Genomic DNA, 13,715 nt, shown 5'->3' with positions numbered 1-13,715 from the left:
TATGCAGACTCAGTAGCAGGAGATTAATCAAGCAGAACATCATGACAGCGGCCCCTCATCAGGCACCGGCACTTCAATCGCTACTGCGGTCGCTTCACCACCCCCAATGCACAACGTGGCGATACCGCGCATGACTTTTTTGTGTTCACGGTTACCATCCACGCCTAAAGCCTGTAACTGACGCAGACTGTGAATCAAAGTAACCAGAATTCTTGCGCCACTAGCACCAATCGGATGGCCGAGAGCACAGCTGCCGCCTTTGACGTTGACCCGGTCGACATCCAGATCCAGCTTTTGGATCGCAATTTGAGTCACCACAGCGAACGCTTCATTAATTTCCCAAAGGTCTACCTCATCGGCTGACCAGTCGAGCTGTGAAAGCAACTGCTCAATAGCATACACCGGCGCTAAGGTATATTCAGACGGATGCCTGGCGTGGGTGCTATGACCGCGCATTATCGCCAGAGGCTCAATACCCTGCACAAGAGCACTCTCGTCATCCATCAGCATCAAGGCTGAGGCGCCGTCGGCTATCGCGCTTGAATTGGCAGCGGTCACCGTGCCATCAGCACTGAATGCAGGTTTCAGCCGGGCTATTTTTTCCAGCCGGATCGAACGTGGGTGCTCATCGTAATCGAGTATGTCCGCCCCTTGCCCCAGGCTAACCGGCACCATTTCGGCAACAAACAGTTGCTGATCCTGCGCTTCCCAGGCACGCTGAGCCGACAGTGCCGCCCATTCGTCCATCTGCTCGCGGCTGAACTGCAATTTGTCGGCAACTTGCTGGGCATAAACTCCCATCAAATGGCCCTCATAGGCATCCTGCAATCCGTCGAGAAACATATGATCGTAGGTTGTTTGATGGCCCATCCGCATACCGCTGCGCGAATTGGTCAAAAGATATGGCGCATTGGTCATGCTCTCCATGCCGCCGGCAATAACGCAGCGCGCAGAACCAGCGTTGATCAAGTCATAGGCCAGCATCACGGTTTTCATACCCGAACCACACACCTTGTTAACGGTGCTGCAACCAATAGAGTACGGCAGTCCGGCTGCCAGTGCGGCTTGACGGGCCGGCGCCTGGCCGCAGCCGGCCGTCAGTACACAGCCCATCAGCACTTCGTCGATCTGTTCAACCGGCGCCGACGCGGCATTTAATGCGGCCTTAATGGCCAGCCCACCCAGTGCGGGCGCAGAATAATCTCGCAAGGCCCCCTGAAAGCGCCCGTGCGGTGTACGTTTGGCAGATACAATCCAAATGGCTTTTTCCATGCCCTCGTCCTCGGTGTCGTTGACGAAAGTATCCACCACAAGGCGCTTGTTATCGTCGGGTACAACTGAACACAATCGCCTCGTTGATTTTCTGAGGCGCTTCAACCCGGCTATTTTTCGCCCCGCGGCTTCTTGACGTTTACGTAAGCATAGCACTAACATTTACGTAAACGTAAAGAAACAAACCCACAACAATAATAAATTCTCACCTGATTCTGTCACAGGTGACTGACAGCACAAACGTCCCTCATCGCTGGTTTCAGACCAGCCCTAATGAGCAGTTGGAGGACTTCGGTCAGTGGAAACTTTTAAAATCAGCGAACTCGCCAAGGAGTTCGATATTACAACCCGCAGTATTCGTTTTTACGAAGACATGGGCTTAATACAGCCAGAGCGCAAAGGCACAGTGCGCATCTATCAGCGACGGGACAAGATCCGTTTAAAGTTGATTTTGCGTGGCAAACGTCTGGGTTTTTCTCTGGCCGAGATTCGCGAGTTGTTTGAGCTTTACGATGCTCATCAGGGCGAGACACAGTTAGTGAAAATGCTCAATATTATTGATGATAAAAAAGCGGTTTTGCAGCGTCAGTTGGATGACATCGGAGTCGTGATGGGAGAGTTGGAGGCGGCACGCGAACGTTGCGAGCAGGCTCTGAAAGTTAATAGCTAACGAAGGTTAATAGTTAACGAAGGTGAACGGTTAACTCTTCCAAGTACTGAACGCTTCCTACAATAGTATTTTCATCTTTCGTCAGCTGCTTTCTGTGACCACAGCGTTTTGTTCAACACGCTGTGTCTGCGCAAGGAAAGACGCGGAGGTGTTATGAACAGTCAGTATCAGCCACTCAATTTCGGATTGGGCGAAACCATTGACATGTTGCGAGAGCAGGTCAGTGCGTTTTCTGCTCAGCATATCGCCCCTATCGCCGACCATATTGACCGGCAAAACCAGTTTCCCGAGCACCTGTGGGCGTTATTCGGCGAAATGGGATTGCTGGGCGTCACGGTGAGTGAGGAATACGGCGGCGCGCACATGGGATACCTCGCCCACGTCATCACCATGGAGGAGATCAGCCGCGCCTCCGCTTCCGTCGGCCTCAGTTACGGGGCTCACTCCAACTTGTGCGTTAATCAGATTTTTCGCAACGGCAATGCCGACCAACGGGTCAAATATCTGCCCAAATTACTCGAGGGTGTCTGGGTAGGTGCGCTGGCGATGAGCGAACCTAATGCCGGCTCCGATGTGGTCGGCATGCAGCTCAAAGCAGAGCGCCGCAATGACCACTTTGTACTGAACGGCACTAAGATGTGGATCACTAACGGACCGGATGCCGATGTGGTGGTTGTGTATGCAAAAACTGCCGCCGAAGCCGGCTCACGGGGCATTACCGCCTTCATTGTTGAGCGGGAATTTCCCGGTTTCTCTTCAGCCCAGAAGCTCGACAAGCTGGGGATGCGTGGTTCCAATACCTGCGAACTGGTTTTTGACCAGTGCCGGGTTCCTTATGGCAACGTGCTCGGCAAAGTCAATCACGGTATTCAGGTGCTGATGAGCGGACTGGATTACGAGCGGGTTGTTCTGGCCGGTGGCCCGCTGGGTATCATGCAAGCCTGTATTGATCTGGTCCTGCCCTATATTCACGATCGCAAACAGTTCGGTCAGTCGATCGGCGAATTCCAGTTGGTTCAGGCCAAAGTCGCCGACATGTATACTCGCCTAACTGCTGCACGCGCTTATGTGTATGCCGTCGCTGGCGCGTGCGACCGCGGCGAGGTGACCCGTAAAGATTCAGCCGGAGCCATTCTTTACAGTGCTGAACTGGCCACACAAATGGCGTTAGATACGATTCAGCTGTTAGGCGGCAATGGCTATATCAACGACTTCCCGGCCGGCCGACTGCTGCGTGATGCCAAGCTGTATGAAATCGGTGCCGGAACGTCAGAGATCCGCCGTATATTGATTGGACGGGAACTGTTCAACGAGTCACGTTAAACCTGTAATGGAGTGCGTATGGCCGTGATTAACAGCAAAATCAAAACCAGCTCAGAACTTTACCAACGCAACCTGGAACACATGAGTACACTGGTAGAGCAGCTTGCTGAGCACAGGGCAACCCTGCTGCAAGGGGCGGGCGAACAAGCGATTGAACGCCAGCGCCAGAAAGGCAAACTGCCGGTCCGCGAACGGGTGATTCAGTTGCTCGATCCTGCCAGCCCCTTTATCGAGATCGGCCAGTTCGCCGCGTGGCAGGTCTATGAAGATGATGTGCCCTGTGCAGGAGTCGTCGCAGGAATCGGCACCATCCACGGCATTGAGTGTATGGTCGTCGCGAATGATCCGGCCGTCAAAGGCGGCACTTATTATCCACTCACGGTAAAAAAACATCTGCGCGCCCAGGAAATTGCCGAACGCTGCCACCTGCCCTGCGTCTATCTGGTCGACTCCGGCGGAGCCAATCTGCCTTATCAGGCCGAAGTCTTTCCGGATCGCGACCATTTCGGACGTATCTTCTACAATCAGGCCCGCATGTCGGCCAAAGGGATCCCGCAAATTGCGGTCGTGATGGGGCCATGCACTGCGGGCGGAGCCTATATACCAGCCATGGCAGACGTATCGATTATTGTCCGCCAGCAAGGCACCATTTTTCTCGCTGGGCCTCCGCTGGTCAAGGCTGCGACCGGTGAAGTGGTCAGTGAAGAGGAGCTGGGCGGTGCGGATGTGCATTGTAAAAAATCCGGTGTCGCCGATTATTACGCTGACAATGATCAGCACGCACTCTCTCTTGCACGCCAGGCGATCGCCAGCACTAACCTTTCAGCCACAGTTCCCCCTGACTCGGTGCTACCGCCACGCTATGATGCCGCAGAAATGTACGGGATCGTTAACGCTGATCTGCGCTTGTCGTTTGATGTGCGCGAAATCATTGCCCGTTTGGTGGACGACTCTCAGTTTGATGAATTTAAGGCCTTGTATGGCAGTTCACTGATCTGTGGCTTTGCTACGTTACACGGTCACGCCATCGGTGTCGTGGCCAATAACGGCATCCTGTTTTCCGAGTCCGCGCAAAAAGGTGCCCACTTTATTGAACTGTGTGCCAAACGCAGAATCCCGCTGCTATTTTTGCAGAATATCACCGGGTTCATGGTCGGAAAAAAGGTCGAAGCGGAAGGCATTGCCAAGCATGGTGCGAAACTGGTTATGGCCGTCGCCTGTGCCGACGTGCCTAAGTTCACCGTCATCATTGGCGGCTCTTATGGTGCCGGCAACTATGGGATGTGCGGCCGCGCTTATAATCCGACCATGATGTGGATGTGGCCCAATGCACGCATTTCGGTCATGGGCGGTGAGCAGGCCGCCGGAGTGCTGACCCAAGTCCGGCGTGATATTCAGGCCCGGCGTCAGCAAGAGTGGCCAGAACAGGAAGCCGCCGCCTTCAGGCAGTCGATTGTCGAGTTATACGATACTCAGGGCAGCCCCTATTATGCCAGTGCCCGCCTGTGGGATGACGGCATTCTCGATCCGCTCGAAACCCGCGATACGCTCGGTCGTGCACTGACTGCTGCGCTGCGCGCTCCAATCACCGACAGCCAGTTCGGTATTTTCCGCATGTAAACCAGGAATAGCGCCATGAACCCAGATCAGCCAAGTGTACTGTGTGAACTGACCGCCGGCGGTATTGCCAGTTTAACCCTCAACCGTATTGATAAATCGAATGCGTTTGATGATCAGATGATTGCTTTGCTCTTGCATCATCTCAACGATTTGGCCAAAGATTCTGCAGTGCGCCTGCTGGTTATCAAGGCCAATGGCCGCCATTTTTCTGCCGGTGCCGATCTCAATTGGATGCGCGCGATGGCGACCAAATCACATTCTGATAATCACAGCGATGCCGCCCAGTTGGCGCTGCTGATGCAGACCCTGGATACCTTTCCCCATCCGACTATTGCTGCCGTGCAAGGCTGTGCATTCGGCGGCGCACTGGGCATTATCTGTTGCTGCGACATCGCGCTAGCCACTGCCGATGCCCGCTTTTGTTTGAGTGAAGTGAAACTGGGTTTGATCCCGGCTACCATTGCCCCTTATGTGTGCCGAACCCTTGGCCAGCGACAGGCACGGCGCTATATGCTGACCGCCGAAGCGTTTGATGCCGCCAGCGCGCTGCAGATGGGGTTAATTCATCAACAGGTCAGTGACCAGCCCCAAGATTTATCGCTGGCAGTACAACAATTTAGCGAGCAAATCCTGCTCAACAGCCCCGCCGCCCTGACGCAGGCCAAAGCACTGTGCCAGCGCTGTGCCGACAGCCCCCTCGACCAAAAACTGATCGCCCATACCAGCCAGTTAATCGCCGATATCCGCGTTTCACCCGAAGGTCAGGAAGGGCTGAATGCCTTTTTTGCCAAACGTAAGCCGAACTGGCTTTCCCCTTCAGGCGGCAACACGGGAGAACCTCAATGAAAGCGCTTCTTTCCCGGGCAGGCCTCTTGTGCGAATTTCCACCAGCCGTCACTCTGGTTGAAGTCGGTGCCCGTGACGGGCTGCAAAATGAAAGTGCGGTCACTAGCGCGGCTAAAATCGCGCTGATTGACCAGCTATCGGCCAGCGGTCTGACTTATATTGAAGCCGGTGCGTTTGTCTCCCCCAAATGGGTGCCGCAAATGGCAGACTCCCATGAAGTGTTCAGCGGCATTCAACGCGCGCCGACCGTGACTTACTCGGCGCTGGTTCCCAACCTGCGCGGCCTCGAACAGGCCATCGCCTGTCAGGCGGATGAGATCGCCATCTTTACTTCAGCTTCGCAGGGCTTTTGCCGGCACAACATCAATTGCTCAATCGAGCAAAGCCTGCAGCGCTTCGAACCCGTTGTCAGCCAGGCGCAGAAGCTCGGACTCAAAGTCCGCGGCTATCTCTCCTGCGTGGCTGACTGCCCTTATGATGGACCAACCCAACCCGAACAAGTCGCCAGTGTCGCCGGAGCATTGCGCGACCTCGGCTGCTACCAGATCTCGCTTGGCGATACGATCGGCACAGGCACGCCACTGCGTATCGCCCGGATGCTTGAGGCAGTCCGGAAACAAGTGCAGGCAAAGCAGTTAGCCGTGCATTTTCACGATACCTGGGGGATGGCTCTGGCCAATTTGTATCAGTCGCTGTCAATGGGCATTACCACCATAGACTGCAGTGTGGCCGGCTTAGGTGGCTGCCCCTACGCGCCAGGCGCGGCGGGCAATGTGGCGACAGAAGATGTGCTCTATCTGTGCCAAGGACTGGGAATACACACCGGGGTCGATCTGCAGCAGGTCGCCAAGGCGGGCTGGGCTATCAGCCATATTCTGGGCCGCAGGCCAATATCTAAAGTCTCTCTGGCCCTGTACAGCAAGCTAGCGCAAAAACAAACATAACCAGCTGTAAAATAGAAGAAAAATAAAATCCAACCTCCTGATCTCACCTTTCTGGATCTTCCTCTCGTTCGCACCAAAGCTTACTAAGCGCATTTTTGGATAGAAATCACCTATCAATTTAATAGCAATAAGCGATTTTTCTTAATCTCGACTTGGTGGGAATATAGTTCCCGAAGACAAGACATTCCAACCAATAACTTAAAGGAAACTCGGAATATGATTAATACTAAAATCAAACCATTTAGCGCGACTGCATTCAAAAACGGCGAATTCGTAGACATCACAGAACAGGACGTTCTGGGCAAATGGGCAGTATTTTTCTTCTATCCTGCGGACTTCACTTTCGTATGTCCGACAGAGCTAGGCGACCTTGCAGACCATTACGCAGAGCTTCAGTCTCGCGGTGTTGAAGTCTACTCAGTGTCGACTGACACCCACTTTACTCACAAAGCATGGCACGACAGCTCAGACACTATCGGCAAGATCAACTACTACATGGTTGGCGACCAAACCGGCAACATCACCAACAACTTCGGTGTAATGCGTGAAGGCCAGGGTCTTGCAGACCGTGCAACATTCCTGATTGATCCAGAAGGGACTATCCAGGCTATGGAAATCACTGCTGAAGGTATCGGCCGTGACGCAGAAGACCTGATGCGTAAAGTGAAAGCAGCGCAATACGTCGCTTCTCACCCAGGCGAAGTATGTCCGGCAAAATGGAAAGAAGGTGAAGAGACTCTGGCTCCGTCACTGGACCTGGTTGGCAAAATCTAATCAGACTTTCTAGCAAAATTAATCCGTAATCCCATGATTACAAGATGATTTAAGAGCTGGCCGGGCGCTCTACCTGACGACCTGAATGCCCGGCTGGCTCTTCCTTTTATCCAGAGTGACCACTCCATTTAAAATAAATAATAAAGGTATCCCGGTATGTTAGACCAAGCGATCAAACAGCAGTTATCTCAGTATCTGGCGAACTTAAAACAGCCAGTCCGTCTAGTGGTCAGCCTAGATGAAAGTAAAGGCGCGCAAAATATTCTTGAACTGGCGAATGACATTGCTTCGCTGAGCGAACTTGTCAGCGTGGAACGCGACGACAATGCCAGTGATCGCAAGCCTGTCATGACATTAACCAACCCGGACAAAGGCACCTCTTTGAGTTTTGCCGGCGTCCCTATGGGTCATGAGTTTACTTCTCTGGTTCTGGCACTGCTGCACTCAGGCGGCCATCCGATCAAACTCGATCAGGCCACGATTGAGCAGATTGCACGACTGGACAAAAAGCTGGACGTGGAAGTGTTTATCTCCCTGTCATGCCAGAACTGTCCGGATGTAGTGCAAGCCTTCAATATGATGGCCGCGATTAATCCAGATATACGCACCACCATGATCGATGGCGCCCTGTTCCAGGATGAAGTAAAACAGCGCGATATCATGGCAGTACCGAGTGTATTCGTAAATGGCGAACTGTTTGGTCAGGGTCGTATGACACTGGCTGAAATACTCAACAAGTTAGACGACGGCGCAGCAGAGAAAGCGGCCGCCAGCCTGAACGAAAAAGACCCATACGATGTACTGGTTGTGGGCGGTGGCCCGGCTGGTGCGGCAGCAGCAATTTACGCAGCCCGCAAAGGTATCCGTACCGGTATTGTTGCTCAGCGTTTGGGTGGCCAAGTGATGGACACCATGGCAATCGAGAACTTTATCTCGGTGAAACACACTGAAGGACCAAAACTGGCGGCGAACCTTGGTGAGCACCTTAAAGAATACGGCGTTGATATTATTACCGAACAGCAAGCCGAAAAGCTGATGGGCTCGGAATTTACCGCCGACGGCAAAATCCATGTCAATCTGCAAAGTGGCGCGACTCTGAAAAGTAACAGTATTATCCTGAGCCCTGGTGCACGCTGGCGTGAAATGAACGTACCGGGCGAGCAAGAATACCGTAATAAAGGGGTGGCCTACTGCCCACACTGTGACGGTCCGCTGTTCAAAGGTAAGAAAACCGCCGTCATCGGTGGTGGTAACTCAGGTATCGAAGCGGCCATTGATCTGGCGGGCATCGTAGAACACGTAACGGTACTGGAATTTGCCGACACATTGCGTGCCGATCAGGTGCTGATTAACAAAGCGAATTCATTACCTAACGTGGATATCATCACCATGGCACAGACCACCGAAGTCATCGGTGATGGTAAGCGCGTGACCGGTCTGGCTTATAAAGATCGTAATACTGACGAAATCAAGCAGCTTGAACTGTCCGGTATCTTCGTTCAAATCGGTCTGGTTCCAAACACGGAGTGGCTGAAAGATTCTGCAATTGAACTTTCCAATCGTGGTGAAATCGAAATTGGCAGCCGCGGTGAAACCAGCATGGCAGGCGTTTTTGCGGCCGGTGACGCAACCACCGTACCTTACAAGCAAATCATCATTGCGATGGGTGAAGGTGCAAAAGCAAGCCTGGGAGCCTTTGATTACCTGATTCGCAAACAGGGCTAACAAGCTGAATGAAAGACAAGGGCGAACCACAGGTTCGCCCTTTTTATATCCGGTAAATCAGCCACTAAAAATGCACACTAAATTAACACACCTATCAATTGTCCGCACTACAGCCATTCGGTCAGTTGCTGGCACAACCAGTCAGGATTATCGAGCGGTATATCATGTCCGTCCTGTTCATTGATGACCAGACTGCAATCCCAGGCAAGCGCTAACGCCTGAGTCGCGTGGTGACTAACCAGTTGATCGCGCAGTGACGAGATAAAGCAAACCGGGCACGATGGTTTTATCGCCCGAAAACGCATCGCCGCCACCAGTTGGCGGAAAAAATTACCGCTTTGCATCGGATAACGCCGCTCCAGCTCGGCCCAGTCGGTAATAGTTTGCTGATCAGGCCGGCGATTAGAAACCATGGAATAGATCAGCTCAGCCCTGCGCTCGGGATCAGCGCGCAATGCGCTGAGAATGGTGAGATAATGTTGCGGGCGCAGCCGCTGATAAAACCGGCTGAACCCACTTGCGGTGGTGTTGATACACAACAAACTTTGCACTTGCTGCGGATAGTTATGCGCCCACTGCAAACCAATCATGCCGCCCATCGACATCGCAATCAGATCAACCGGTTGGTCCTTTGGCAGTTGATTACGCAAGCTTTCAACCATGGCATCAATGTGACAGGGGGAGATTTCTTTACAGCGGGTGCCGCTACCAGGAATATCGAGGCAGATGAAACGGCGCTGCGGAAACAGACCTTGCAGGCGTTGCGGTAAATCACCCCAGTGGTATTTGCCGCGAAACAAACCACGAATCAGCACCGTGTTCTGGCTCAAAGACGGTGATAAAGGCAATGATAAAGATAGTAACGGTGATACCGACATACACGACTCTCCGTGATACGCCATCACAAAGAAAAATTATGGCTGACAATATCTGAAGTGTAAGACTAACTGTGGCGTGATAGTTTGAACTGCTTCGGAGTCACACCAAACTCTTTTTTGAACAGGCGGATAAAGTGGGAAATATTTTCATAGCCAAGTTCAAGCGCCGTGTCAGTCACCGACAAATGACTAAGGTAGCGCCTTGCCTGCTGCAACTTGAGCCGGGTCAGGTACTCTTTCGGAGTCTGGTTAGTCACTAGTTTGAACTTCTGGCTGAAATTGGGCAGTGACATCTGCACTTCTTCTGCCAGTTGCGAGATCGACAAGACTTCGCTGACCGATGACTTCATGAGGCGAATTGCGCGATGAATCGGATGATTTTTGTGCTGAGACAAAATATCGTAAGATCCCTGGCGTTTCATCAGCTCATACACCATCTCCTGCGTCACCAGATCGATCAGAAAGGGAATGTTACTGTCATTGCTGCGCAGAATCTCCAGTGTGCGCAGATGTAAGGCTGACATCCGATCCTGTAAACCGGACAGCTGAAAGTGGCCGTTTTCAGCCTGTAAAGACGTGTCAACTTCCAACTGCTCATTGACTCTGGCACTGACATCTTCCAGTACATCTTCGCTGAACTCATACACCAGCGCCTCGGTAAACTCCGGCATCGACATCATGACATTGGCATGAGGTGGTAACAGCACACATTGCTCTTTATGGTAACTCAACGACTCAGACTGATTGATTCGGATATGCTTTTCGCCCTGCAAAATCGTACACAGGCGTGGCGTTTCAAAGCAGCGGTATTCGCCCTGAAAATGCTTAGGCAGATGATAATGCAGCAGATTGACTTTACCGGTCGATAACGCGTATTGCGTTTCATCGACGCGGTGGAAACTATTGAGTGTTTTCATGCCATCCAAGTCGTCATTATTGTTATTTTTCGAGATTGTCAGTGTAGTGAATAAATGCGGTGTTAAACATCACTTGCGCTGAAAAAGGGAGTATTTGGCGTGTAACAAAGGCAAGAATGAGGCCTGGTTTACAATCTTGAGCAGACTACACGATAAAACTGCAAATACAATGTGACAAGAATGCGAACTTAGCGACTGCACTCATTCACGAAAACAAAATGCCCGCAGCGAAGTGCGGGCAGAATGTGTTTACTGTAATCAGTATGATGATGACAAAAGCGCAGCGAAATGGCATCCGCGCCTTATCTGATTACATTGCCGCTTTCAGAATCGCAACGATCTCTTCATGCGTAGCTTGTTTAGGGTTCGTGAAACCACAAGCATCTTTCAGCGCATTTTCGGCCAGGATGTCGAAGTCTTCTTCTTTAACGCCCAGCTCTGTCAGGCCTGCCGGGATGCGTACATCAGAAGACAACTGACAAATCGCCGCAATGGCTGCCGCCGCGCCGTCGCTGCCTGTCATACCTGTTGTATCCACACCCAGTGCTCGAGCAACGTCAGTCAGGCGCTCAGCGGCGACTTCGCTGTTGTAGCGCTGTACATGTGGCAGGAGGACGGCATTACATACACCGTGTGGCAGGTCGTAGAAACCACCCAACTGGTGAGCAATCGCGTGCACGTAACCCAATGATGCGTTGTTAAACGCCATACCGGCCATAAACTGAGCGTAAGCCATGTTGTCACGAGCCTGAATGTCATCACCATGATCGACTGCCTGGCGCAGGTTAGCCTGAATCATCTCAATCGCTTTAATCGCTACCGCATCAGTGATCGGCGTTGCAGCAATAGAAACGTAAGCTTCGATGGCGTGAGTCAGTGCATCCATGCCGGTTGCCGCTGTCAGCGATGCAGGTTTAGCCAGCATCAGCTCCGGATCATTCACCGACATCAGTGGCGTGACGTGCTTGTCAACGATCGCCATTTTGATATGACGCGCATCATCGGTAATGATACAAAAACGGGTCATTTCTGATGCAGTACCGGCTGTGGTATTGACTGCAAACAGAGGAAGTTGCGGTTTCGCTGAACGATCCACTCCTTCATAATCTTTAACTTCACCGCCATTGGCCGCCAGCAGCGCAATCCCTTTCGCACAGTCGTGAGGTGAACCGCCGCCCAGTGACATCACACAGTCACAGTTGTTGGCTTTTAACTTAGCCAGGCCCGCTTCGACGTTTTCCACCGTTGGGTTAGGTTTGGTTTCATCAAACACAACAGACACAACACCAGCTTGCTCAAGCAGTTTACTGACTTTTTCCACGACCCCGATTTTGTTCAGAAATTTGTCTGTCACGATCAGAATGCGATTAAAACCGTGCGAGGCAATGGCAGTTGCCGCTTCACTCAGACAACCAGGACCCATCAGGTTAGAGGAAGGAATGTAAAACATATTAGACATTTTGTGCTCCTTTTGCGCAGCCAACAATGGCGCTTTGCGTGTCCGTAACTCCATACGTTACGAATCATTGCCGGTAGGCTATCAGGGACAAAAAGGGATAACTCACGCGTTTTTCAACAAAGTAGCTCGTATTTTCAAAACCACGAAAGGAAACTTGATCAAAATCATAAAAGTGAAATACCCAGTTAAAAATTGCTCAGCCAGGCTATTCTGACCTGCATCTTGAAACGTGTTGAATGCGTTCTCTCAGCGCCCCAAAAAGTGACCGTCATGAAAACAACTGACCCGCTCAACTTCACCGTCTTTGATAATATAGAAAGCATCCTGAGGAAGATCGAGTTGCCAGATGTCATCGTAGCTTAAACCCAGCAAAAGGCCGCGCAACACAATCCCGGTCAGGCCATGACAAACCACCACCAGATCCAGATGATGCGGCGCTTCATCTAACCACGCATTAACCCGATATTTTACCTCCGCAAACGACTCTCCGTCTGGTGCTTGCAGATACCAGTCGGGCGCATCCAGGAGATCAGGCTTTTCATCCAGCAGATCGAACAAAGGTTTTTCTTCCCATTGCCCAAGCGAGAACTCTTTCAGGCGGGGCTCATGGGTGAGGTCAGTTTTAGCATAACCGACTTCATCACAAATAATGTGCGCAGTTTCTACTGCACGTTCGAGTGAACTGGCATACATGCGATAGCTTCGGCCTTGTAAATGAGATTTGAGGTGTGTGCCCATCGCCAGGGCTTGCGCTTTGCCTGTCGCAGTAAGCGGTGAATTGCAGTGCCCCTGCAACTTACGCTCGGCGTTAAACTGGGTTTGTCCGTGCCTCAGCACAAAGATTTTTCTGGTCATGCCTGTCTTGACTTCATGGTCCGCAAACCGCCACATTACCCAATCCCGTTATCTAGGGCAAAGGCATCAGACCATAATGGCGATCGGGCTAACACTCCATCCTGCTGACCGCTCTCTCCGCTCCAGCGCTGAGTATTCCTCGTCATCCCTGCTGACCGCGAATTCGGTTGAGATGGATCAAGCTGGTCAGTTTGATCGCAGGTTTAATAATCAGTTGTGCGCTGCCAACAATAAACAGCCAGGTGCCGCTTTCAATCAGTGCATTATTGAGAAAGAAAAAACTGCCCAGCAAAAACCACACCGCAATCAATAAATCATTAAACGCGCCAAGTGCTTCGTAGCGTGCTTGAATGACAATATGCTGATTACCGATATCGAAATCCATTTCCCGAGTCTGTGTACTTTTCACCACTTCCACCTTAAGCTCAATCC

Annotated in this window: 13 protein-coding genes; 7 read left to right on the top strand and 6 right to left on the bottom strand. The window is 51.9% G+C overall.

Annotation, left to right across the window (positions count from 1 at the left end; translation table 11 throughout):
- Positions 1–39 precede the first annotated feature (39 nt).
- Positions 40–1,272: a thiolase family protein gene (locus J0X00_RS03720; protein ID WP_282476352.1), complete on the bottom strand. Its 1,233-nt coding sequence runs from the start codon at positions 1,270–1,272 to the stop codon at positions 40–42.
- Between the two features lie 298 nt (positions 1,273–1,570).
- On the opposite strand from J0X00_RS03720, the gene J0X00_RS03715 reads away from it, so the two are divergent.
- From J0X00_RS03715 to ahpF, 7 genes are all read left to right on the top strand, one after another.
- Positions 1,571–1,942 carry a MerR family DNA-binding transcriptional regulator gene (locus tag J0X00_RS03715; RefSeq protein WP_282476351.1) on the top strand — a complete coding sequence of 124 codons (372 nt, stop codon included), beginning with the start codon at positions 1,571–1,573 and terminating at the stop codon, positions 1,940–1,942.
- Positions 1,943–2,095: 153 nt separating this feature from the next.
- Complete coding sequence (locus J0X00_RS03710; protein WP_282476350.1) at positions 2,096–3,265, top strand: isovaleryl-CoA dehydrogenase; 1,170 nt, start codon at positions 2,096–2,098, stop codon at positions 3,263–3,265.
- A gap of 18 nt (positions 3,266–3,283) precedes the next feature.
- Positions 3,284–4,885, top strand: a complete 1,602-nt coding sequence (locus tag J0X00_RS03705) for a carboxyl transferase domain-containing protein (protein ID WP_282476349.1) — start codon at positions 3,284–3,286, stop codon at positions 4,883–4,885.
- A 15-nt stretch (positions 4,886–4,900) separates the two neighbouring features.
- On the top strand, positions 4,901–5,731 hold the full coding sequence (locus tag J0X00_RS03700; RefSeq protein WP_282476348.1) for an enoyl-CoA hydratase-related protein: 831 nt from the start codon (positions 4,901–4,903) through the stop codon (positions 5,729–5,731).
- Positions 5,728–6,675, top strand: a complete 948-nt coding sequence (locus J0X00_RS03695; protein WP_282476347.1) for a hydroxymethylglutaryl-CoA lyase — start codon at positions 5,728–5,730, stop codon at positions 6,673–6,675. Before J0X00_RS03700 ends, J0X00_RS03695 begins: the two co-directional genes overlap by 4 nt.
- Positions 6,676–6,891: 216 nt before the next feature.
- Positions 6,892–7,449, top strand: a complete 558-nt coding sequence (gene ahpC / locus J0X00_RS03690; RefSeq protein ID WP_136486846.1) for an alkyl hydroperoxide reductase subunit C — start codon at positions 6,892–6,894, stop codon at positions 7,447–7,449.
- 156 nt (positions 7,450–7,605) lie between these two features.
- Positions 7,606–9,174, top strand: a complete 1,569-nt coding sequence (ahpF, locus tag J0X00_RS03685; protein ID WP_282476346.1) for an alkyl hydroperoxide reductase subunit F — start codon at positions 7,606–7,608, stop codon at positions 9,172–9,174.
- A 107-nt stretch (positions 9,175–9,281) separates the two neighbouring features.
- Here ahpF and J0X00_RS03680 read toward each other — a convergent pair whose 3' ends face one another.
- The 5 genes from J0X00_RS03680 to J0X00_RS03660 all read right to left on the bottom strand — a co-directional run bounded on the left by J0X00_RS03680 (position 9,282) and on the right by J0X00_RS03660 (position 13,668).
- The gene (locus J0X00_RS03680) at positions 9,282–10,052 is read right to left on the bottom strand and encodes an alpha/beta hydrolase (RefSeq protein ID WP_282476345.1); all 771 of its coding nucleotides are present in this window, start codon (positions 10,050–10,052) and stop codon (positions 9,282–9,284) included.
- Between the two features lie 65 nt (positions 10,053–10,117).
- The gene (locus J0X00_RS03675) at positions 10,118–10,969 is read right to left on the bottom strand and encodes a helix-turn-helix domain-containing protein (RefSeq protein WP_282476344.1); all 852 of its coding nucleotides are present in this window, start codon (positions 10,967–10,969) and stop codon (positions 10,118–10,120) included.
- A gap of 310 nt (positions 10,970–11,279) precedes the next feature.
- Positions 11,280–12,428, bottom strand: coding sequence for an L-threonine dehydrogenase (gene yiaY / locus J0X00_RS03670; RefSeq protein WP_282476343.1), 1,149 nt, complete (start codon positions 12,426–12,428; stop codon positions 11,280–11,282).
- A gap of 246 nt (positions 12,429–12,674) precedes the next feature.
- Entirely contained in the window at positions 12,675–13,283 is a 609-nt protein-coding gene (locus tag J0X00_RS03665) for a histidine phosphatase family protein (RefSeq protein WP_136486857.1), read from the bottom strand.
- 142 nt (positions 13,284–13,425) lie between these two features.
- The gene (locus J0X00_RS03660) at positions 13,426–13,668 is read right to left on the bottom strand and encodes a YrhK family protein (RefSeq protein ID WP_136486966.1); all 243 of its coding nucleotides are present in this window, start codon (positions 13,666–13,668) and stop codon (positions 13,426–13,428) included.
- Positions 13,669–13,715 lie beyond the last annotated feature (47 nt).

The sequence above is a fragment of the Vibrio sp. ABG19 genome, assembly GCF_029962385.1.
Lineage (GTDB): Bacteria > Pseudomonadota > Gammaproteobacteria > Enterobacterales > Vibrionaceae > Vibrio > Vibrio ostreae.
Note: the sequence above shows the minus strand (reverse complement) of the source record. Positions and strands in the feature narration are given on the sequence as shown.

Coding starts and splice junctions, on each gene's coding strand:
- J0X00_RS03720 (WP_282476352.1), bottom strand. CDS start 1,272: ATGGAAAAAGCCATTTGGATTGTATCTGCCAAACGTACACCGCACGGG.
- J0X00_RS03710 (WP_282476350.1), top strand. CDS start 2,096: ATGAACAGTCAGTATCAGCCACTCAATTTCGGATTGGGCGAAACCATT.
- J0X00_RS03705 (WP_282476349.1), top strand. CDS start 3,284: ATGGCCGTGATTAACAGCAAAATCAAAACCAGCTCAGAACTTTACCAA.
- J0X00_RS03700 (WP_282476348.1), top strand. CDS start 4,901: ATGAACCCAGATCAGCCAAGTGTACTGTGTGAACTGACCGCCGGCGGT.
- J0X00_RS03695 (WP_282476347.1), top strand. CDS start 5,728: ATGAAAGCGCTTCTTTCCCGGGCAGGCCTCTTGTGCGAATTTCCACCA.
- ahpC (WP_136486846.1), top strand. CDS start 6,892: ATGATTAATACTAAAATCAAACCATTTAGCGCGACTGCATTCAAAAAC.
- ahpF (WP_282476346.1), top strand. CDS start 7,606: ATGTTAGACCAAGCGATCAAACAGCAGTTATCTCAGTATCTGGCGAAC.
- J0X00_RS03680 (WP_282476345.1), bottom strand. CDS start 10,052: ATGTCGGTATCACCGTTACTATCTTTATCATTGCCTTTATCACCGTCT.
- J0X00_RS03675 (WP_282476344.1), bottom strand. CDS start 10,969: ATGAAAACACTCAATAGTTTCCACCGCGTCGATGAAACGCAATACGCG.
- yiaY (WP_282476343.1), bottom strand. CDS start 12,428: ATGTCTAATATGTTTTACATTCCTTCCTCTAACCTGATGGGTCCTGGT.
- J0X00_RS03665 (WP_136486857.1), bottom strand. CDS start 13,283: ATGACCAGAAAAATCTTTGTGCTGAGGCACGGACAAACCCAGTTTAAC.
- J0X00_RS03660 (WP_136486966.1), bottom strand. CDS start 13,668: ATGGATTTCGATATCGGTAATCAGCATATTGTCATTCAAGCACGCTAC.